This is a genomic window from Nocardia sp. CDC519 (assembly GCF_059509835.1).
Map to the genome: position 1 here is coordinate 2,705,395 of NZ_CM183377.1, position 19,233 is coordinate 2,724,627.

The window sequence follows — 19,233 nt, forward strand, 5'->3', positions numbered from 1 at the left end:
TTCCGGCGGTTCGGGTCAGGTCCGCGCACCCGCGCACCGCGCGATACCTGCTGAAACGAGAGTTAGCACCCCTGGGGTTGAACGTGCAACCTTTTGTGGCCGATCCCAGTGTGGTGCGCCTTGGATAGGGTTGCCTAACCGCAGGCCGGGTGCCGATCGGTCGTTAGGCTCGCTGTGCTTCAGTCCAGCCGTGGCTGTTGCCGAGCCCGACACTTTGCCCGAAGGAGTGCGCTTCAGTGACCGCCGCGCCGGACTTCCGCTACTCAGACCTGCTGCCGATCGGTGCCGATGACACCCCGTACCGGTTGCTCACCACCGAAGGCGTCAGCACCTTCGAGCAGAACGGCCGCACCTTCCTCCAGGTCGAGCCGGAGACCCTGCGGATGCTCACCGCCGAGGCGATGCACGACATCAGCCACTATCTGCGGCCCGCGCACCTGGCCCAGCTGCGCAAGATCATCGACGATCCGGAGTCCAGCGGTAACGACCGGTTCGTCGCGCTCGACCTGCTCAAGAACGTCAACATCTCCGCCGGCGGCATCCTGCCGATGTGCCAGGACACCGGCACCGCGATCGTGATGGGCAAGAAGTCCGAGGGCGTGCTCACCGGCGTCGACGACGCCGAATGGATCAGCCGCGGCGTCTACGACGCCTACACCAAGCTGAACCTGCGCTACTCCCAGCTGGCCCCGCTCACCATGTGGGACGAGAAGAACACCGGCTCCAACCTGCCCGCGCAGATCGAGCTGTACTCCAACCCCGGCGATCCGGCCGACCCGTCCTACAAGTTCCTGTTCATGGCCAAGGGCGGCGGCTCGGCCAACAAGTCGTTCCTGTACCAGGAAACCAAGGCCATCCTGAATCCCACCCGGATGCTGGAGTTCCTGGACGAGAAGATCCGCTCGCTCGGCACCGCGGCCTGCCCGCCCTACCACCTGGCGGTCGTCATCGGCGGCACCAGCGCCGAATTCGCCTTGAAGACGGCCAAATACGCCTCCGCGCACTACCTGGACAACCTGCCCACCGAGGGCTCGATGACCGGCCACGCCTTCCGCGACCTCGAACTCGAGGAAGAGGTCTTCCAGCTCACCCGTGAGTTCGGCATCGGCGCGCAATTCGGCGGCAAATACTTCTGCCACGACGTGCGCGTGGTGCGCCTGCCCCGCCACGGCGCGTCCTGCCCGGTCGCCATCGCGGTGTCGTGTTCGGCCGACCGGCAGGCACTGGCCAAGATCACCAAGGACGGGGTGTTCCTGGAGCAGCTGGAAACCGAACCGGCCCAGTACCTTCCCGAACAGACCGACGCCATCCTCGGCGGCGATGTGGTGAAGATCGACCTGAACCGGCCGATGTCGGAGATCCGCGCCGAGCTGTCGAAATACCCCGTGAAGACCCGGCTTTCGCTCACCGGGCCGCTGGTGGTCGCCCGCGATATCGCGCACGCCAAGATCAAGGAGCGCCTCGACGCGGGCGAGCCGATGCCGGACTACCTGCGCGATATGGCCGTCTACTACGCCGGCCCGGCCAAGACCCCCGAGGGTTACGCCTCCGGATCCTTCGGACCGACCACCGCGGGCCGCATGGATTCCTACGTCGACCAGTTCCAGGCCGCGGGCGGCTCTTTCGTCATGCTGGCCAAGGGCAATCGCTCGGCCCAGGTGACCAAGGCCTGCAAGGAGCACGGGGGCTTCTACCTCGGCTCGATCGGCGGCCCCGCCGCGCGGCTGGCGCTGGACTGCATCAAGAACGTCGAGGTGCTCGAATACCCCGAACTCGGTATGGAAGCGGTCTGGAAGATCGAGGTCGAGGACTTCCCGGCGTTCATCGTCGTCGACGACAAGGGCAACGACTTCTTCGCCGAGACCCAGAAGCCGATCGCGCTGCGCGTACGCACCCGCTCCAAGGAACGGGTCTGAGCTCCCACATCCTGGACTCGGGCGAGTCATAGGTTATGCACATGATGGGGATCGGCTGTGGACAAGCACGATCCTGAGCGGATCCGCTTGCGCCGCAGCCCATTCCTGTCCTGTTGAATTCGGCATTCCTGGAGGTCAACGCCCTTGAGGTGGGCGAAGGTGAAAACCATTGCCGCGTGGGCATTGTGATCCACAACACGTGGATAACCTTGTGGACAGTTGCCGCTTCAAGTTGTTCTGCCTGGTCGCGTCGGCGCGGGCGTGAGCTGGGACTCTCGGCGTGTCGCGCTACTATCGACGGCTATGTGGCCAACCAGGGAAACACGGATAAGGCGCCGGTCGGCGCGGCGGGCGATCGCGGCCGCGGTGGCGCCGTTCGCCGTCGCGGTCAGCGTTGCCGCGCCCTCGGTGCAGGCCGCGCCCGCGCCGCAGCCCGCGTCCCCGCCCGCCGGTGCCGTCCTCGTCTGGCCGATCGCCGCCGCGGGGACCGAGGGCCTGAACCCCCTGCTGGCCCTGGCCTACACGATGGCCGCCGATGAAGCCCACGCCGCCGGCGTGCCACTGTCCATCACCTCCGGCCATCGCACGCCCGCCGAACAACAGGCGCTATGGGAGGAAGGTGTACGCACCCACGGCAGCCCCGAGGAAGCCCGGCGCTGGGTGCTGCCGCCCGAGGAATCCACCCACGTCACCGGCAACGCCATCGACGTGGGCCCCATCGAAGGCGCGCACTGGCTGGAAGCCAACGGCAACCGGTGGGGACTGTGCCGGACCTTCGATAACGAATGGTGGCATTTCGAGCTCGCCACCTTCCCCGGAACCCCCTGCCCACCCCGAGTACCCGACGCCAGCATGCGCTGAGCGGCATGCAGAGCCCGAGCCGCTAGCTGCCTGGTGGCCGACGACTGAGTCCACCACGGCGGGGTCGACCCACGCCGCCGCGACGGCAGCCGAGGTGAGCTCACGAGGGTGGGAAACCGCCGATGCGGGTGTTCTGGAAACTGCTGAACAGCCATTGCCCCTCGCGGCGCACAGCCACCCGGGTCTGGATCGATTTCTCCTCCGGATCCGGTGCCGTGTCCGGTGGCGCGGGCCGCCCGGCCGTGGTGATCACGATCGCCGTATCCGGCGTCGGGAAGCGCAGGTTCAGCACGTCGGGTTCGGGCATCCGGGTGCCCTTCATGAACCCGTTCAACCCTTCCTGCATGGCTGCCGCGATCGCCGCGCGACCAGGGATGTATTCCCCGATGACGGAGACGAAGACGGCGTCGTCGGTGAAGGTGTCGGCGAAGGCGGCGCCGTCTGCGGTCGCCCATGCCTGGATCTGAGCGTGCAGCAGCGTCCACAGCTCTTTCTCGGTGGTCACATCGTCGGTCATGAGTTGTTCCTCTCCCTGATCAGCCCGGTGGGCTCGGCGACGAGGCTGCCAGGGCGGTGACCGTGTGCTCAATGACCCGGCAGGTCATGGACCGATTGGGTCGGCGCGGGCAGGATCGCTAGTCTGCGGTGGTGCGACAGGGTAACCAGGGTTCTCCGGTCGGGGCGTTGTTGCGGCAGTGGCGGCTCCGGCGACGGTTGAGCCAACTCGAGCTCGCCCTGGCCGCCGAGAGTTCGTCGCGGCACATTTCCTATCTCGAGACCGGCCGGTCGCAGCCGAGCCGGGCGATGGTGCTGAAGCTCTGCGCGGCACTGGACGTGCCGCTGCGAGAGCGGAATACGGTCCTGCTCGCCGCGGGATTCCCGCCGGAATACCGGGAGAGCCCGCTCGACGATGCGGAGCTGGCATCGGCGCGAACCGCCTGGGAGACCATGCTCGCGGCACATGAGCCGTACCCGGCGGTGTTGGTGGACCGGTACTGGAACGTGATCACCGCGAATCGCGGTATGCAACTGTTCGGCACCGCGATCGCCGACGAAGTGGCCGCCGAGCCGCCCAATGTGTACCGCATCGCCCTGTACCCGGAAGGGCCGGCGTCGCCCGCTCGGATGGTCAACTACCGGCAGGTCCGAAAGTATCTGCTGGAGCGCCTGATCGGGCAGGTGCGCGCGACCGGAGATCCGGCCCTGCGGGATCTCTACGACGAGGTATCCCGTTATCCGCTGCCCGCCGAGCCCGACGAGACGATCGACGAGGTGACCCCGAGCCCGTTCTCGATACCGGTCCGGATCCGCACCGCCGCCGGCGAGCTGCGCATGTTCAGCACCACCATGACCTTCGGCGCCCCCTCCGACGTCACCCTCGCCGAACTCGCCATCGAGCTGTTCTACCCGCTGGACGAGGCCACCGCGACGATCCTGCACGAGCTGGCCCGCGCCGGCGGCCTTCCGGTCGGTCACAGCGCACGGTGACGTTCGGCATACTTGACGCTGTGCGCGTAACTCGTACCAGAATCCGGTACCATTAGGTGGCGACGTAGGAGAGGAACCGGGCCGATGACCAGTATGTCCGCCAGCGAGGCGCGCGCGAGTTTGTACCCGCTCATCGAACAAGTCAATGACGATGCTGTGGCCATCCACATCACCAGCCGCAAAGGCAACGCCGTACTGATCTCCGAAGACGAGTACAACTCCCTTCGCGAGACCCTCTATCTGATGCGGTCCCCCGCCAACGCGGCACGCCTCGCCCAGGGCATCGCTCAACTCGAGGCCGGTGAGGTGGTCCAGGTCGACATGGAGCGGCTTGCGGAAGAGCTCGGGTGAAAGTCACCTTCGCGAAGGTCGGGTTCGAAGACCTCGGCCATTGGATCAATACCGATCGCAAAATCGCCTTGCGGATCGTGCGCTTGATCAATGACATCGAACGTGACCCGTTCACCGGGCTGGGTAAGCCCGAGCCATTGAAAGGCGACAAGTCTGGGTATTGGTCTCGTCGGATCAATGACGAGCATCGCCTGGTCTATGCCGTATCAGGAGATAACATCCTCATTGCTCAGGCCCGGTACCACTACTGACGGCGCCGCTCGACGAGCGGTTCGCTACAACACCGAACAGCACTCTAGGAATCGTTCATCGAGTCGAATGACTTGCGATCGGGTCGTTCGTTTGCTGCCGGAGTGCCGAATTTCCTGGCAAACTCGTCCCACCACGCGGTGGGCGGCACGGCCAGCGCAGCTTCGGCCAATGCCTTTCCGGTCGCTGTGGTGATCAGGGGGATCATGCTGCGGATGAATCGGTCCATGGATGCGGCGCCGCGTCCTGCTTCTTGGTATTCCCGGGCCGTGAGCAGCAAGTCGAGCTTGTCGGCATCCCGTGAGCACAACGCTTCCACGCTGGCGCCGGGCTGTTTGGCAGATTCGTGCTCGGTGACGGCTGCGCGGATTCGTACGGCCAACGCCTTCGGTAGACCGGCCGTTTGGTCGGCGACCACTTCACCGGCAGGGACCTGGTGAACGTACGCCTTACCCGAGGCCTGCACGTCCCCGTAGCGGGTTTCAGGAATGTCATGGAATATTCCGAGCACAGCTGCCCGCTCGGCGTCGGCTCCCTCTGCTACGGCGATCACGAAAGCCAGCACGGCTACACGCCATGAATGCGCGGCGACGGACTCGCCATCGGTGATCCCGGCGCGCAGCCATCCCGCCCGCGGGAGCGACTTCAGATAACCCAGCTCGTAGGCGAAGCTGATCGCTTCCTCCGCGCTATTGGCGTCGGTGCTCATTCTGTGCTCCCAACGAGATAGTAAACCTGTTCCAAGAGCTGCCTTGCTCGTGGCGTGAGACTGTCACTCGCGGTGACCTCGTCGACAGTAGTAGAGACCGCCGACGCCCACCTCGGATGTGTGACAAGTGCTCGCCGCGAATGTGCGAGCGACCACAAGGTGTAGGCACACAGCTCCCGATATGGTGCGCGAGCGACGCCGGAAAGAAGTGATGGCAGCAGGAGCTGTCCAGACCAGGAATTGCCATCAGGTCGCACCATGTCGGCGTCAGATGACCAGGGCACCGTGTACTCGCCCACCCAATAGGCCCAGTACCGAAGATTCGCCCGCACACAGTCGGGGTCATTCATCCCTTCGGCAACAAACCGGTGCAGGGGTTCGGGATCACCTGCCGTAGCCGAGCGGATAGCTGCGGAACGTGCGACCGCCCACGCCGGAGACCATCGCCGTAGGTCTGCCAATGCGGCCTGCCTTCTGATCTGGTCGGAGGCCCACGTGTCCATCGACTTGTGGGTGGCATCATGGGTCGCGACAAGAAACACGGCTTGCCGCCGCAGCATTGCGCCTTGCTCGCTGTCACCCGCAGATTCAGCCACGGTTCGGAGGATGCCGATTGCTTCGGCGCGCTGGCCAGCCGGTATATGGAGGACTGCTGGAGCATCGCTCAATTGGCGAGGCACGACACCCGTAAACGGCCACATGAGCATCTCGGTGGTCGCTCTGTCGGGCACAGTCAGGCCAAGCGGGTGCCGTCTGGGATCTCGCTGATCCAGCCCGGACAAGATGTCGTCCACAAATAGGGCAGTATCGAAGGCTGTCACCTGACCTGGCCCAGCGCCCAATGTCAACAGTGCACGGCTCAGCTGCCGCAAACGTGAAAACGGCAATCTTATCAGTGAATTTCGGCCCTGTTCCCAGGCGCCCACAGTCTTGACCCCGACATCGAGCGAGGTTGCCAGCGCTTCTTGGCTGAGCCTGAGCTGTCGCCTGATCGCAGCGAGTACTGCACCAGAGACACGCCCATCGAGTGCACCCCCATCGGAGATGGGAGTGTCAAGGGTTTCGAGCGCCATTCGAGCCTCCCGCCTGGCCGAAAGTCCTATCCACGGTGAGTCCCGACATCGCTGACCAGGCCATACCTTCGTATCGCCGGGAACAACGGAAAGCGGGACCGCTCCAGCATCCCACTGAACTCGGCTCGACGTCACCCGATGGCGATGCATCTCCGAGACTCCGGACTGGACAGTCCCGAAGCTCGGTGGGCTCGCCAACACGCGGGTGGTCGATCGCATCCGAATCGGGGAGAGGCGAAAAATGAACTGGGATATGGACGGTGAGCTTGCTGACGGTCCGACTCCGCAGGAGTCCTACTACGCGCGCTTGAGGTTCCTCCAGCGCTACCCGGATCGCTATCCGAAAACGTTGGAGAAGATGCTGGTTGGTGGCCCACCGCCGCCAACGCATATCGACGGGTGCATGGGGATGGTGTTGTGGTTCGAACACAATCCACCCAGCCCCAGGGACAGCAACCGTCTGCTCGACCGAATGTGCGCTGAGGGGCTCCTGACCCCGAGCGAGCGCGGCGGGATCGATGTACCTCTGTCGCACGAAGCCCTTGCGGAGTGCAAGCGGAGGCTGGATGTTGGCAGCGACCGGATGCAGCGACCGTGAATACGGGAGTCGAGATCGGCGCGCCAATAGGCGATTCCGCAATTTCGCGATGCCTCTTTTATCGGCGGATGTGCGGTTTGCCGTGCGCGGTAGATAGCGGCACCGGACGAATCATCCTCACCGTCGGCAGTGTCACTGGCGTGACGTTGCCAGCTGATCTCGGGCGATCGATGCTCGACAGAAGTACAGACTGTCGGCAGCTAGATGTCGGCCCGATCATCTCGCATCCGAGGTCAGGCCGCTGGACGATCCTGGTCCAGTCGAATGTTGCCGACTACCGGGAGGTGTTCGGGCGGCTGTATCGCCTCGATGCCACGCTCGCGCCGTTGGGGGCGCAGATCGCTTTGCCGTCGCCTGCCGATGAGGGATCCGCATGGAGGAGGTGGGTGCGTCCGCCTTCGCGCGGGGACTTGCCGCTGGCAACGGTGGTCATCGACGCCCTCGTTCTCGCGCATCGGGGCGCAACGGGGCGATCGAAGTGATGACCTCGCGCGGGTTGCACGGTTTGGCTTCGGTACCGACCGACACGACAGGGGGATACGGGTGACAAATCCGGTTGCGTTCGGCTGGATCAATTACGACGTGAGCACTTCACCCGAATGGGATGCCGCGCAGGTTCAGCGGCTGACTCGGCGGCTCGGGTATCCGATTGTGTGGCCTGGTTTTTCGGTGCTTCCGGTGGTGGATCAGGTACGTAATTCTGGGGCCGAGGTAGTGATCATGCCTGCGCCGGAGCACCTGGGGCCGCTGGAATTGAATCGGGTGATGGAGATTGCCGATGTGGAGGTGGTGTTGCCGCGGCTTTCGTTTGCGAGGTGGTCGATAGTGGGGTCGGGACGGTGAGCGGGTGGGATGTTGCGGGGTTTGCGGTGGCGGTCGGAGTGCCCTTGCTGGTGCTGGTGCTGGTGCTGGTGCTGGCCATCTGGTGGCCGGGTGGGGAATGAGAGCGCGCGCGGCCGCTGGGATGAGTGTGGCTCCGTCGTTGCCGGATCTGCGAGCAGCTCGTCTCCTCCCGAAGTACCTGTTCGCCCGCATATGAGCGACAAACGAGCGACAACGCGATCAGTTGTCGCTCATATGCGGGCGAACAGTTCTTTGTCGGTGGCCGCCCGCCGAACGTTGTCGTACCCCGCGTGCATACTGCACGGCATGGACGGGGAGGAATTGCGCATGGTTTTCGGGGACCGAACTGCGATACGCGCTGACAGCAACGGTATTCGAGGCCGAAGGCCCGCTCAGCGTCCCGAACACCTGGATGCGCTCGAATGCGCCGGCCTGCGAGACATCGCGCGAGAGCGAGGGACGGATGAGCAACACCCCTATTCAGCCGCGAGCATTGACCGATCGGGAGGTCGAAGTCGTCAGGAAGTTGCTGTCGTCCAGCACACCGGGGGCGGCTGAGTATCTGAAGCAAGTGCCGAATGCGCGGGTGGTTGCGACCTGGGGCGTCGGATCGCCCAGCGTCGACTTGGAGGTGGAGCCCGGTGTGGCGCCGGCATCGGTGTGTCCAGATGGAATCTTCGCCGACGGCGCGGTGAGCGATGGGCACGGTACGCCGGTCGGTGAGGTCATTCTGTGGGTCGAAGGTGGCTGGTTGAGTGGGATCGAGTACGCCTGGTACACCGACCAGCGACCGACCGTGCTGCCCGATCCGAGCTGGATACGCCTCCACTAGCCCGACCGCGGCCGCGGACACCGATCAGGCGCGACACCACACCGGCACCGCGATGAGGTGCTGCCGGTCTCGGCAGGGGCGCGCGATTCACCCCACCGTTTCCAACGGCAACCCCCCGTGAATCGAATGCGCCAACCGCCGCCGGTTGGGGGAGTGGAGGGCGGTGGTGAGGTCGGTGCCGTCGTGTTCGGCGAGGAGGTCGCCGGCGTCCCAGACCAGGAGGGTGGCGCTGACGGTGTTCTCGGCGGTGGAGTGGGCGAGGTCGTAGTGGGCGCAGGCGGGGACGTGGGGGTATGTGATCCACAGGTCGTAGCCGGTCATGAACAGGTCGAGGTCGAATTGGACGCTGAGGCCGAGCAGTTCGCTGCGGCCGTTGTCGTCGACGCCGGCGAAGGCTTCGTCCAGGGCGAGCAGGCGCGGCGCCTGCGGGTCGGCGGAATCGAGCATGACGTGGGCGGCGGCGAACAGCGGCAGATGCAGCGAGACCGACTGCTCGCCGCCGGACAGCGCGCTGTGCCGGGCGACGGTGAGGCGGTCCTCGGTGCCGTCGGCGGAGATCAGGGTGAACGAGAACACCCGCCAGGTGCGGTAATCCAAGGTGGAGGCGAGGATCTCGGGGTAGGAGCGTTCCGGGTGGGCGGCGCGGGCGGCCCGGATCTCGGACGCGAAATGGGCCCGGATCGCGGCCAGATCATCGGCGCTGAGCGCCGAGGTATCGCGGTCGAGCAGTTTGCACATCGCGCGTGCCGCGTCGGATAAACCGTCCGCGAGCAGCCAGTGCACGCCGATGGTGTTGCCCGAGGACATCCGCCGCTGCTTCATCTCCGCGCTCATCCGGCTGATCAGCTCGCGCGCATCGCTGGTGCGTTCGTGGATCTGCTGGGCCAACCCGGTGAGCAGGGCGTCTTCGAGGATACGGCGTTCGGCATCGGTGAGCAGTAGCTCTTGATCGCGGCGGGCGGCGTCGACGCGGGTCGCGAAGTCCGCCAGCGGGGCGACACCGTGTTCGTCGTGCACGCGCACCACGGTCACACCATCGGCGGCGTCCCAGTGCACCCGATAGTCGCGGCCGGAGGCGGCCAGGGCGGCGTCGAACTCTTGCAGCGCGGTGGTGACCGCGCTGCGGGTGGATTTGCGGCCCGCCTCGGTGGCGCGCACCGATTCGGTGGCGGTGCGCAGTTCGGCGAAGAGTTCGGTCACCTCCGTCGGCAACACCGCAGGCTCCGATTCCGGTCCCGCCGAGGCGATCCGGTACAGCAGCTGATCCGGCGTGGACCAGGCGGCTTCACTACTGGGCCAACGGCATTCGGTGTTCGCGCCGAGCAGTGCCAGCAGATCGGGCTGGGCATAGGGTGCGAGCGCGCGCACATCGGCGAGCACCTCGGTCAGCGCGGTGCCCAGCGCTTCGTGGGCGGTGCGGTAGGCGGCCTCCGCGTCGCCGACGGCTTCGATCGCCGCGTTGGCGGCTTTGCGCGCGGCCTTCTGCTCGGCCCTGGCCGCGTCGATGCGTTCGCGGGCCTGCTCCAGCTCGCGGTCGATATCCGCGGCGCTCGCGCCGAGCGATTCGCGCAGGGTCTCCAGTTTGCGGGACTGTTCCTCGAACCCGGCCCGCGCGGCCTCGGCTTCCTCGGCGAACGCCTCGGCCAGGTCACGCGCCTCGCCGTGACGGTCGCTCGCCTCCCGTGCGCGTTCCCGATCGCGCTCGTGTTCGGCGCGCAGCCGCAGCAGCCCGCTGCCGGTGTTCTCGAAATGCCGGATCGCGGCGGCCAGGGCGTCGATCTCGCGGGGATCGCGGGGGGTGCGGTGCGTGGCGGCGGCCGTGCGCAGCGCCTTCTCCGCCGCCGATACCTGCGCTACCGCATGGTCGAGATCCGCCTCGGCTCGGGTGGCGGATTCGGTGGTGGACCGCAGCATGCCGGCGCATTCGGATACCGCGCGCAGCGCGGCGGTCACGCCGGTGGGGCGGGGCAACGCTTTGGCGGCAGCGGTGATCCGCGTCAACTGTGCGTTGACCTCGGCCTCGTCGTCGTCGGCGGCGCGCTGCGCGGCGGTGGCCGCTGCGATGGCCTGGTCGAGTTCGGCGATGCGCGCCGCACGTCTGCGCGCGCGTGCGGTGGTGCCGATGAATTCGGCGTGCGGTTTGCGGTGGCGGCCCAGCTGAACGCCGAGTCGGAAGTGCCCGGAGACGGCGACGGCGCACGAACCGACCGTGTCCGGTCCGGCGTCCGCGGACCCGGAGTGCGCAGGCGCACCCGGGTCGGAGCCGGTATCCGCGGAGGAGCCGAGCGCTGTGACGGAGAGCGCTCCGGCCGGGCCCGCACCCAGCGCGATGGAGGCCAAGACGGCGGCGACCTCGGCACGCGGCACGGTGAGCGATTCGCAATCGTCCTCGACGACCAGTACGTCGGCGAGGGTGGGGCCGGTCGGACGCGCGGCGTCGGGCAGCGGCTCGAGGAACAGCTCCGATTCGAACACCGCCGGCCGGTCGGCGGCGGCGCAGGCCCAGGCGTCGAGCAGGCCGGCGGCGGCCAACGCCGATTCGATCCCCGCCGCGTCGTCGGCGGAGACGTCGTCGGCGAAACGGACGAGCTGCCACAGCGGGGCGCCGGGGCGGCCGTCGCGGGGGTCGGTGCGGGTGGGTGAGGGCGGTGGGGCGTCATCGCGCTGCGCGGCCACCCGGTCGCGTTCGGCGGTCAGCTCGCGCACCTGCCCGGCGGCGGCCGCCGCGCGCGCCTTTGCTTCCTGGCGGCGGGTGCGTAGCTCGTCGAGCCGAGGTTCGGCCTGTTCGGCCAGGATTTCCGACAGGCCTGCCACCTCGTCGGCACCGGTCTGCGCAAGGGCCGTCTCGAGTGCGTCGACGATGTCGTTGTCGCAGTACACCTCGCGATGTGCCGACCACCAATCCCGCAGCGCCGCACTCGCCTCGGTCCGGGCGAGCGCCACTGCGGCTTCGGCGCGGGCGATCTCGGCCGCCGCCTCATCGCGGGCCGTGCGGGCCCGGTCGGCGAGCCGTTCGGAGCGGGCCCGCTCGGCGCTCGCGGTATCGAGCAGCCCGAGCGCTTGACGAACGGCGCGCACGTCCGCGTCGCGTTCCTCGGCATGACCGCGCACGGCGGCGGTGAGCTGCTCGGCGCGCGAGCCGTCCGGCAGTGGCGTCCAGGAGATCCTGGCTTCCTCGGCGGCGGCGCGCAATTCGTCCTCACCGCGGGCGAGTGCGGCGGCCGTGGTGGCGACGGCGGCCGTGGCGCGCTCGGCCTCCTGCGCGCGCTGATCGAGCGTTTGCGCGGCCTTTACCGCCTTGTCGCGGTGCGCACTCGCGGAGGTCTCCAGCCTGCGCACCGCGTCGGCGAGGTCGTCGAGCTGCTGTTTGCCCTCGTAGGCGCTGGAGCGCTGCAGGGTTTCGCGATCGGCGATCGCCTGCTCGTAGGCGCGGTCGGCATCCTCGGCGCGGGCTTCGGCGGCGGTGCGTTCGCTCTCGCGACGCTCCCGCAACGCCGTCGCCGCGAACAGCGCGGTCGAGGCATGCGTGACCGCGTCCAGGCGGGCGGCGACCTGGTCGACGTCGGTCTTGGCCTGCACCGCAAGATATTTCCGGTAGACCCCCACGAAATCCCTGGTCGCGGTGTCGGCGTGGACCAGCCCCGCCAGGGTGCGCCCGACCTCCTCCATATCGCTGAACGAGCGCGCGGCGTCCATGATCAGCTGCTCGTCCAGCGGCCGCAGACCGTCGGTCAGCGCCTGCGACAAGCCGCGCGGGTCGAGGTTCTTGGCCAGCTGCGGGCGGCGCAGCGTGAGGATCAGGTTGATGAGCTGGTCGTAGCGCTGCTGCCCGAGCCCGAACATGCGCGCGTCGATCGCGGCCCGGTACTCCACCGGCCGGTCGACGATGGCATCCGAACCGATCTGCTCGGCCAGCTGTTTACGGGTGAACGGCCGATCGTCGGGACCCAGCAGCGAGAAATCGACCCCGACCCGGCCGTCGGCGACGAAATACCAGCGCGTCACCTTGTCCGATGACCGCGTGGCGCGCATCCCGATACCGACGGTGACCACCTCGGGGTCGTCCCAGTCGCCGCGCGCGAACTCCATCCACACATACGAGTAGGCCGACTCCTGCTTGCGGTAGAGCAGATTCGACTTCATGGTGCGTTCTTCACCGGCGAACGGGTTGAGCCTGCGTGGCTCGATCCGCCCGTCGAGCACGAACGGGAACAGCACCTCGAGCGCCTTGGTCTTGCCGGACCCATTGGGCCCACGCAGCACCAGCCGGCCGTCGGCGAAGCAGAACTCCTGGTCGCGGTAATCCCACAGGTTCACGATTCCCGCGCGGGTCGGCACGAATCGCACCCCGCCATGAATGAGCGGCATCTACTCGGCTCCTTCCGTACCGGCCGTGCCCAGCACGGGTTCTGGGTGAGGTCGGTCCTCGGCGTCGGACGGGAACGTCTCGGCGGCAGTGACGAACAGCTCGGCCGATTTCTTCGCGCGCACCGTCACCACCGCACCTCGGTAGCGCGCCAGCGCGGGCAACGCCAGCACTCCGCCGGGCGCCCGGACGATCAGTCGCAACCGTTCCAGCAGCGCGATCACCTCGGCGGTGAGGCCCGGCACGTCGGCCTGCCATTGCGCGGCGAACGTGGCCCCGTACCGGTCGGTGAGCGCCCGGACGGTCTCATCGATCCACGCGGTCTCGACGAAGGGGTACTCCGGTTCCGGCGCGGGTTCGGTGGGTGGCTCGTCGGATTCGGCTGGCGTGGTGTCGAATTCGCTCAGCGGTTCGAAGACCGATTCCCGGGGGATCGCCGCGTCGAGTTCGGCCGCGAGCGAGGACTCGGGCTCGGTGTCCCCGGTGTGCCGCGCGATCGGGTCATCGATATCGAGGACCCGGTCGGCGATCTCGCCCGCCAGCAGCAAGCCGACCTGGGCGAGGGTCCCCGTCCCGGGGAACCGGACATCGGACAACCGCCCGGATGTATCGATCAATGCCACACCCTCGGCGCGCCGTTCGGCGCGCAGGCCGGTGAACAACTCGACCTCGGCGATGAGCCGATCCTGGCTCAGCAGCGGTACCTCGCTGGGCCCGAGGTCCGCGGCATACACCACCGGCCGCTCGACAAGTGCCCGCCGCACCCGCCGCGCCGACTCGGCATGGCGGGTCGAGGCCGGACCGGTCCCGGCGGGTTCACCGAGCAGCCCATGGACGCTGTGTAGATGCTGCAACGCCCGCGGCGGCCGGAACAGCGCGAACACCACCGCGCGATCGATGTCGTAGAGCGCCTCGCCGGCGGCCGGGTCCGACGCCCAGCCGCTCGCGTCACCGTCGGCCAGCGTCAGGGCACCACGGGTGGCCAGCCAGCCCACCGCATCGACGAAGGCATCGCGGTCGGCGGCGCGCTCGGTCGCCAGGTCGAGCCCGTCGATCTGGGCGGTATACACCGCCACCTGGTCCGCGAGCTCGGACAGCGTGATCTGATCGCCCGCGCGACCCAGCGCGGCCAGCGCCAGCGCCAGATACGCGTAGCGGCGCCGATCGAACACCCGGTCGGCGGGAGTGCGCGCGGGCCTGCTCGCATCGAGCCGATCCAGCACCGGGAACACCCGCGCGGTCGTCTCGGTGACTTCGAGCCGGTACCCGAACAATTCCGCCAGATCCTCGCGCAGCTCGGTGGCCCAGCGCCGCACCAGCGGGAGCGCGATGCGATCCGGATAGGTGCGGGTCACCAGGTGATTGGCCAGCACGACGCGGGCGGCGCGTTGATAGTTGTCCAGCGCGAGAGCGTCGATGCGCCGGTGTGTGGTCATGTTCGATCCCCCTCGCTGCCGGTCGCGACCTTGCGCGCAGCGGCCCGCGTCGTCTGGCGTACCTCGAGCTTGCGATTGTTCAGATGAAGCATCCCGGCGGCCGTGCGCACTACCGTGGATCCGCTGTGCGCGGAGACGGTGAGCGTGACACCGCTGTCGGACCCGGTGGTCCCGCCGACCCGCCCGCTCACCGGCACCCAGGCTGTCGAGGCGGCGTCGAGCAGCCGCAGCAGCACCTCGGTCTCGCGCTCGTCGAGCACCCGCTCGTGCACATCGGCGCCGGCCAGCGACCGCGCCGCCGCCGCGCGCTCGCGCTGCGCCGCCAGCTGTGTCTCGCGCAGTCGGCGAATCCCCGCGTCATTGCGGTGGATCCGGGCCGGCGCACCGGCCGAGGGCGGACGCCCGGTCTCGGCCAGCGTCCGCGAGATCTCCAAGGGCGGTGCCTCCCACCAGGATCGGATCGCGGGCACGATATCGGCATCCGGATGCTCGGTGGCCAGATGCCGCGGGCGGCCCAGCCCGAACACCGCGTCGAAGAGGGCGTGCGCGCTGTCGGCGGTGGGCGCGGCGGTGAACCAGGCCGCGAGATGTCGCAGCGCGGATTCCCGGCTCACCCCGCCCTTGCGGGTTTCGGTGACCCGCCGCAGCAGCGACAGCACCGCGGCGATGGCGCTCATGGTGGCCTCCCGCAGCCGCTCGGCCTCGGTACTCGCGCCCGCGACCTCGTCCGCGGGAACGAACCAGGTGCGCAACCCGTCCCAGCGGGAACGCCAATCCGCCTGCCGCCGTGCCGGACTCAGCAGCACCCGTTCATCGCAGCGGGCGGCGCGTTCGATCAGCTCGTCGAGGCCGGTGGCTTCGACCGCGAGGATCGCCGCGGCCAGGCGCGGTGCGAAGCGGGCCAGGTCGAGCCCGAATTCGCGCATATGCGCGAGCAGGGCGTCCTTGTGGGCGAGGAACGCCTCGGGGGTGATCTCGGTGGTGCGGACCAGATCACCGAGCGAGAGATAGAACTGCGCCGCGTGCCCGGCCATATCGGTCAGCGCGATATCGAGCCTGCGCAGCGTGCGATAGACCCGCTCGGCGTCGGCACCGCGATTGGCCTCGGCCAGGGCCTCCAGATCGGCAAGCAGTTCCGGCAGCACCAGTCGCGGCAGCGCCACATCGTCGAGACGGGCCTCCAGCACGCCCGCGACCGCCCGGTAGGCCTGGAACCCGGCCTGGGCGAACTGGTAGACGAAGTGCCGGTTGCGGTATTCGGCCAGGGTCGCCGCCCGTGAGCCGTCATAGCTGCGTTCGAGCACACCCCAGCGGTGCAGTTGGTCGAGCAGCGGGCCGATCTCGGCCGCCGTCAGCCTGGTCAGCTCGCTGGAGGCCCCGGAGTTCGCGGCCGTCCCCTCGGCGGCATCGATCCAGGCGGCGACGTCGTCGGCGTGCAGCAGCACCACATACGCCGCCCGCGCCCGATCGAAGGCGTCCAGCACCCGCAGATAGTCGCCGCGCTTCTCGGCGGTCGCGAAGGAGAACAGCCGAAGACGCTCGTCCCGGTAGGCGGGTTCGGTGCTCGGGGAGCCGTCGACGGAAGCGGTCACCGGGAACAGGGTAATAGCGGGGCGATCGCTACCGGCACGATGAACCCCTGTTCGGCGTGGCCGCGTCCGGTATGCCGGTGTTCGCTCCAGGTGCTACCGGTTGCGGGCGCGGTCTGTCGCGTGCGGGCGCGGCGCTGTCGTGCGGACCGATGCTCAGTCCGGTGCCAGTGCGCGCAGCTGATCGAGGTAGGCGCGGGTACGTGGATCGCCGGGGAACCGTTCGATGATCTCACGGGCCACCTCGCCGGCGATCCACATCAGCGACGGCAGCGACCGCCGCTTGCCGGAGAACGCCCGCATGCCCTCGTCCAGCGCGAGTTCCAGATCGCGTCGGCGGACCGCGACCACCGCCAGGGTCAGATGGGCCTCCGAGACCCGCATCGGGTTGCGCAGCGAACCGTCGGCACGGGTGGCGTCGGCGATCACCTGCCTGGCGTAGGTCTCGGCGAGTGTGTCGTCGCCGGCGACCCGGCAGCAATCCATCGCGTAGAAATCGAACTTCTGCGGATCGACGACGAAATGATTGTCGATATCGGTGGGGTGGTCGAGCCGGTCCAGAATGGCGCGTCCGGCCGACAACGCCCTGTCCACCTCGCGGCGATCACCGATGCGTGCCCACGCCTTGGCCCGCTGCGCGGCCAGCTGCACGCCGACGCCCAGCGAATCGCAGTCGGCCGCAGCGGGATCCGCGGCATCGATCGCACCGCGGTAATTGCCCTGCGTGAGCGCGAACCAGGCTGCCATTTCCGCACTCCAGCCGACGATTTCGGGATGCTCGGCCTCGTGGCCCAGCGAGCGCGCGGCCCGGCGAGTGGCCTCGGCGGTGGTACGGCGGCCGAGATCGTAATCGACACATCCCACCAGCAACGCCACCCAGCCAGCCAATTCCAGCACCTCGCGGTGCTGGGACAGAGTGAGCCTGCCATCGAGCAGCGAGGTGATCCGGCGCAACCAATTGGTGCCCTCGATATGCAATTCGTGCGGATCCGTATAGGGGTATTCACAACACAGCCGTTCGGCGGTGATACGGATGGCCTCGAGGGTGGCGGGGGAGACGTCCGACATACGCAGCCGGCCGATGAATTCCAGTGTGTCCATACCGGTTGCGGCCAGCAGCTCGTCATCGCGGTTGGGTCGCGACTTCGGAAAGAACGCCGCGGTGACGGTATCGAAGGCGGCCGCGATGATGGGCGCGTAGAACTCGTCCGGCCGCGACTCACCCGATTCCCACCGGCGCCAGTTACGCAGCAGGGTACTGTCGGTCGGCAGGTTGTGGGATGACTTGGCGCGCATCGCGCGGACGGCGTCTGCTTGTGACCACCCCCTCGCGTCGCGCTCCGAACGCATCCGAACAGCCCAGACGGGTCGATCGTCAGTAGCGGCCACGTCTGTAGTATCGCACCAGTTAACTTTCGGTGCACCGGATAGGGCACCTAGATGTCAGTGGGTTGACATCTGCTTTCGCCGCAGTTGATCGGACATGATCGAGATGGGCCGATGTTGGTACGGCCCAGCGCAACACCCCCGCATCCGCGGGGAGATCCCGGAGGCGCACTGCTCCCCGCCACGGCGGGGAAAGACCCAGGAGGTACGGGTGGAAGCGTTGATCTATGGATATTTGCGTGACGACTTGGCCGAAGGCCATGGCGACGAGCTGGAAGCCGCGCTACGTGCGCGGGCTCGGGCCGAAGGCCTCTGCTTCGCCGCGACTTTCCATGAATCGACACCGGGTGACGGCACCGCGTTCGCCGAGCTCACCCAGGAACTGAAGCGAGCCGATGCCCATCACGTGGTGGTGCCGTCACTCGATCACCTTGCCGGCCAGACGATTCCGCGGGACATGCTGCTCGCGAAGCTGGCCAGCGATGCGGAGGCCACAGTCTGGACCTTGCAGACCTGAGCCCACCCGGGCGCACCGCCGCCCGAAATCGGTTGCCGCGGTGCTGAGCCCGTGCCGCCCCTGCGCGCGCGTTCATCGCTGTGCTGTGCCCGGCGCGCCGAGGCGCGCCCCGCAGTGTCGATCAGCGACCGAAGCCGCCGGGCCCGCGCCGACGCAGATACTTCTCGAACTCCGCGGCGATGGCGTCGCCGTCGATCTTGGCCATGGTCTCGTTGAGATCACTCGCCGCGTCGCCGCGCTCCTCGAGCGAACGCACGTACTCGCTGATCTCCTCGTCGTTGACCGTCATCTCATTGACCGTCGACTCCCACTCCTCGGCCTGCGCGGGCAATTCCCGCAGCGGCACCTCGATATCGAGGACGTCCTCGACCCGGTGCAGCAACGCGATGGTGGCCTTGGGATTGGGTGGCTGCGAGACGTAGTGCGGCACCGCGGCCCAGAACGACACCGCGGGCACCCCCGCCTTCACGCACTGATCCTGGAGCACCCCGGTGATACCGGTGGGTCCTTCGTATCGGGTCTGCTCCAGGTTGAAGCGCTCGGCCGCCTCCTTGCTGTAGGCGGAACCGGTCACCGGCACCGGCCGGGTGTGCGGCGTATCGGCGAGCAGCGCCCCGAGGATCACCACGGTCTGCACCTCGAGCTGATCGATGAGTTCGAGCAGGTCGGCGCAGAACCGGCGCCAGCGCATATTGGGTTCGATCCCGCGCAGCAACACCACATCGCGGTCGCTGCCCGGCGGCGAGCACACCGTCAGCACCGTGGCCGGCCACACGATCTCCCTGGTCACGCCGTCGACCTGACGCACCATGGGCCGGTTGACCTGGTAGTCGTAATAGTCCTCGGAATCGAGTTCGGCCAGCGGTCTGGCATCCCAGATCAGTTCGAGGTGTTCCACCGCACCGCTGGCGGCATCGCCGGCGTCGTTCCAGCCCTCGAAGGCGGCGACGAGTACCGGATTCCGCAACGGCGGCAGTTCCGGGCCGGGCGAGGCCGGAGATTCACTCGAGTTCACCCGA

Annotated in this window: 18 protein-coding genes; 11 read left to right on the plus strand and 7 right to left on the minus strand. The window is 67.8% G+C overall.

Features of this window, described 5'->3' with window-relative positions:
* The first annotated feature begins 236 nt into the window (after positions 1-236).
* Together AC5W7N_RS12170 and AC5W7N_RS12175 are read left to right on the plus strand one after the other, a co-directional pair.
* On the plus strand, positions 237-1,916 hold the full coding sequence (locus AC5W7N_RS12170) for a fumarate hydratase (protein WP_195019583.1): 1,680 nt from the start codon (positions 237-239) through the stop codon (positions 1,914-1,916).
* A 303-nt stretch (positions 1,917-2,219) separates the two neighbouring features.
* Complete coding sequence (locus AC5W7N_RS12175) at positions 2,220-2,777, plus strand: M15 family metallopeptidase (protein WP_195019582.1); 558 nt, start codon at positions 2,220-2,222, stop codon at positions 2,775-2,777.
* Between the two features lie 100 nt (positions 2,778-2,877).
* On the opposite strand, the gene AC5W7N_RS12180 is transcribed toward AC5W7N_RS12175, so the two are convergent.
* Positions 2,878-3,294, minus strand: a complete 417-nt coding sequence (locus AC5W7N_RS12180) for an SgcJ/EcaC family oxidoreductase (RefSeq protein WP_195019581.1) — start codon at positions 3,292-3,294, stop codon at positions 2,878-2,880.
* Positions 3,295-3,425: 131 nt separating this feature from the next.
* On the opposite strand from AC5W7N_RS12180, the gene AC5W7N_RS12185 reads away from it, so the two are divergent.
* The 3 genes from AC5W7N_RS12185 (at position 3,426) to AC5W7N_RS12195 (ending at position 4,867) form a co-directional block, all read left to right on the plus strand.
* Positions 3,426-4,265 (plus strand): MmyB family transcriptional regulator, encoded by an 840-nt coding sequence (locus AC5W7N_RS12185; RefSeq protein ID WP_195019580.1) that lies wholly within the window; start codon positions 3,426-3,428, stop codon positions 4,263-4,265.
* An 84-nt stretch (positions 4,266-4,349) separates the two neighbouring features.
* Entirely contained in the window at positions 4,350-4,616 is a 267-nt protein-coding gene (locus AC5W7N_RS12190) for a type II toxin-antitoxin system Phd/YefM family antitoxin (RefSeq protein ID WP_194990043.1), read from the plus strand.
* Entirely contained in the window at positions 4,613-4,867 is a 255-nt protein-coding gene (locus AC5W7N_RS12195; RefSeq protein ID WP_194990042.1) for a Txe/YoeB family addiction module toxin, read from the plus strand. The genes AC5W7N_RS12190 and AC5W7N_RS12195 overlap by 4 nt, the downstream gene beginning before the upstream one ends.
* 44 nt (positions 4,868-4,911) lie before the next feature.
* On the opposite strand, the gene AC5W7N_RS12200 is transcribed toward AC5W7N_RS12195, so the two are convergent.
* Positions 4,912-5,574 carry an HD domain-containing protein gene (locus tag AC5W7N_RS12200; RefSeq protein WP_194990041.1) on the minus strand — a complete coding sequence of 221 codons (663 nt, stop codon included), beginning with the start codon at positions 5,572-5,574 and terminating at the stop codon, positions 4,912-4,914.
* Between the two features lie 521 nt (positions 5,575-6,095).
* Here AC5W7N_RS12200 and AC5W7N_RS12205 point away from each other — a divergent pair.
* The 5 genes from AC5W7N_RS12205 to AC5W7N_RS12225 all read left to right on the plus strand — a co-directional run bounded on the left by AC5W7N_RS12205 (position 6,096) and on the right by AC5W7N_RS12225 (position 8,920).
* Positions 6,096-6,374, plus strand: coding sequence for a hypothetical protein (locus tag AC5W7N_RS12205; RefSeq protein WP_228806235.1), 279 nt, complete (start codon positions 6,096-6,098; stop codon positions 6,372-6,374).
* Between the two features lie 514 nt (positions 6,375-6,888).
* Positions 6,889-7,245 (plus strand): hypothetical protein, encoded by a 357-nt coding sequence (locus tag AC5W7N_RS12210; RefSeq protein WP_194990039.1) that lies wholly within the window; start codon positions 6,889-6,891, stop codon positions 7,243-7,245.
* Positions 7,242-7,727: a DNA-directed RNA polymerase subunit beta gene (locus AC5W7N_RS12215; protein ID WP_194990038.1), complete on the plus strand. Its 486-nt coding sequence runs from the start codon at positions 7,242-7,244 to the stop codon at positions 7,725-7,727. Before AC5W7N_RS12210 ends, AC5W7N_RS12215 begins: the two co-directional genes overlap by 4 nt.
* Positions 7,728-7,788: 61 nt before the next feature.
* On the plus strand, positions 7,789-8,088 hold the full coding sequence (locus AC5W7N_RS12220) for a hypothetical protein (RefSeq protein WP_195019579.1): 300 nt from the start codon (positions 7,789-7,791) through the stop codon (positions 8,086-8,088).
* Between the two features lie 463 nt (positions 8,089-8,551).
* Positions 8,552-8,920, plus strand: a complete 369-nt coding sequence (locus AC5W7N_RS12225) for a hypothetical protein (protein WP_490724109.1) — start codon at positions 8,552-8,554, stop codon at positions 8,918-8,920.
* Between the two features lie 87 nt (positions 8,921-9,007).
* Here the strand turns inward: AC5W7N_RS12225 and AC5W7N_RS12230 are convergent, their stop codons facing one another.
* From AC5W7N_RS12230 to AC5W7N_RS12245, 4 genes are all read right to left on the minus strand, one after another.
* A complete protein-coding gene (locus AC5W7N_RS12230) occupies positions 9,008-13,288 on the minus strand; it encodes an SbcC/MukB-like Walker B domain-containing protein (RefSeq protein WP_495923735.1) in 4,281 nt (1,426 codons plus the stop codon).
* Positions 13,289-14,722 (minus strand): TIGR02678 family protein, encoded by a 1,434-nt coding sequence (locus tag AC5W7N_RS12235; RefSeq protein WP_195019577.1) that lies wholly within the window; start codon positions 14,720-14,722, stop codon positions 13,289-13,291.
* Positions 14,719-16,314 (minus strand): TIGR02677 family protein, encoded by a 1,596-nt coding sequence (locus tag AC5W7N_RS12240; RefSeq protein WP_195019576.1) that lies wholly within the window; start codon positions 16,312-16,314, stop codon positions 14,719-14,721. The genes AC5W7N_RS12235 and AC5W7N_RS12240 overlap by 4 nt, the downstream gene beginning before the upstream one ends.
* Positions 16,315-16,467: 153 nt before the next feature.
* Complete coding sequence (locus tag AC5W7N_RS12245; RefSeq protein WP_163817048.1) at positions 16,468-17,607, minus strand: XRE family transcriptional regulator; 1,140 nt, start codon at positions 17,605-17,607, stop codon at positions 16,468-16,470.
* A 301-nt stretch (positions 17,608-17,908) separates the two neighbouring features.
* Between AC5W7N_RS12245 and AC5W7N_RS12250 the strand changes: the two genes are divergently transcribed.
* Positions 17,909-18,214, plus strand: a complete 306-nt coding sequence (locus AC5W7N_RS12250; RefSeq protein WP_163817046.1) for a hypothetical protein — start codon at positions 17,909-17,911, stop codon at positions 18,212-18,214.
* A 121-nt stretch (positions 18,215-18,335) separates the two neighbouring features.
* Here AC5W7N_RS12250 and AC5W7N_RS12255 read toward each other — a convergent pair whose 3' ends face one another.
* Complete coding sequence (locus AC5W7N_RS12255; protein ID WP_036537599.1) at positions 18,336-19,229, minus strand: PAC2 family protein; 894 nt, start codon at positions 19,227-19,229, stop codon at positions 18,336-18,338.
* Positions 19,230-19,233: the final 4 nt, after the last annotated feature.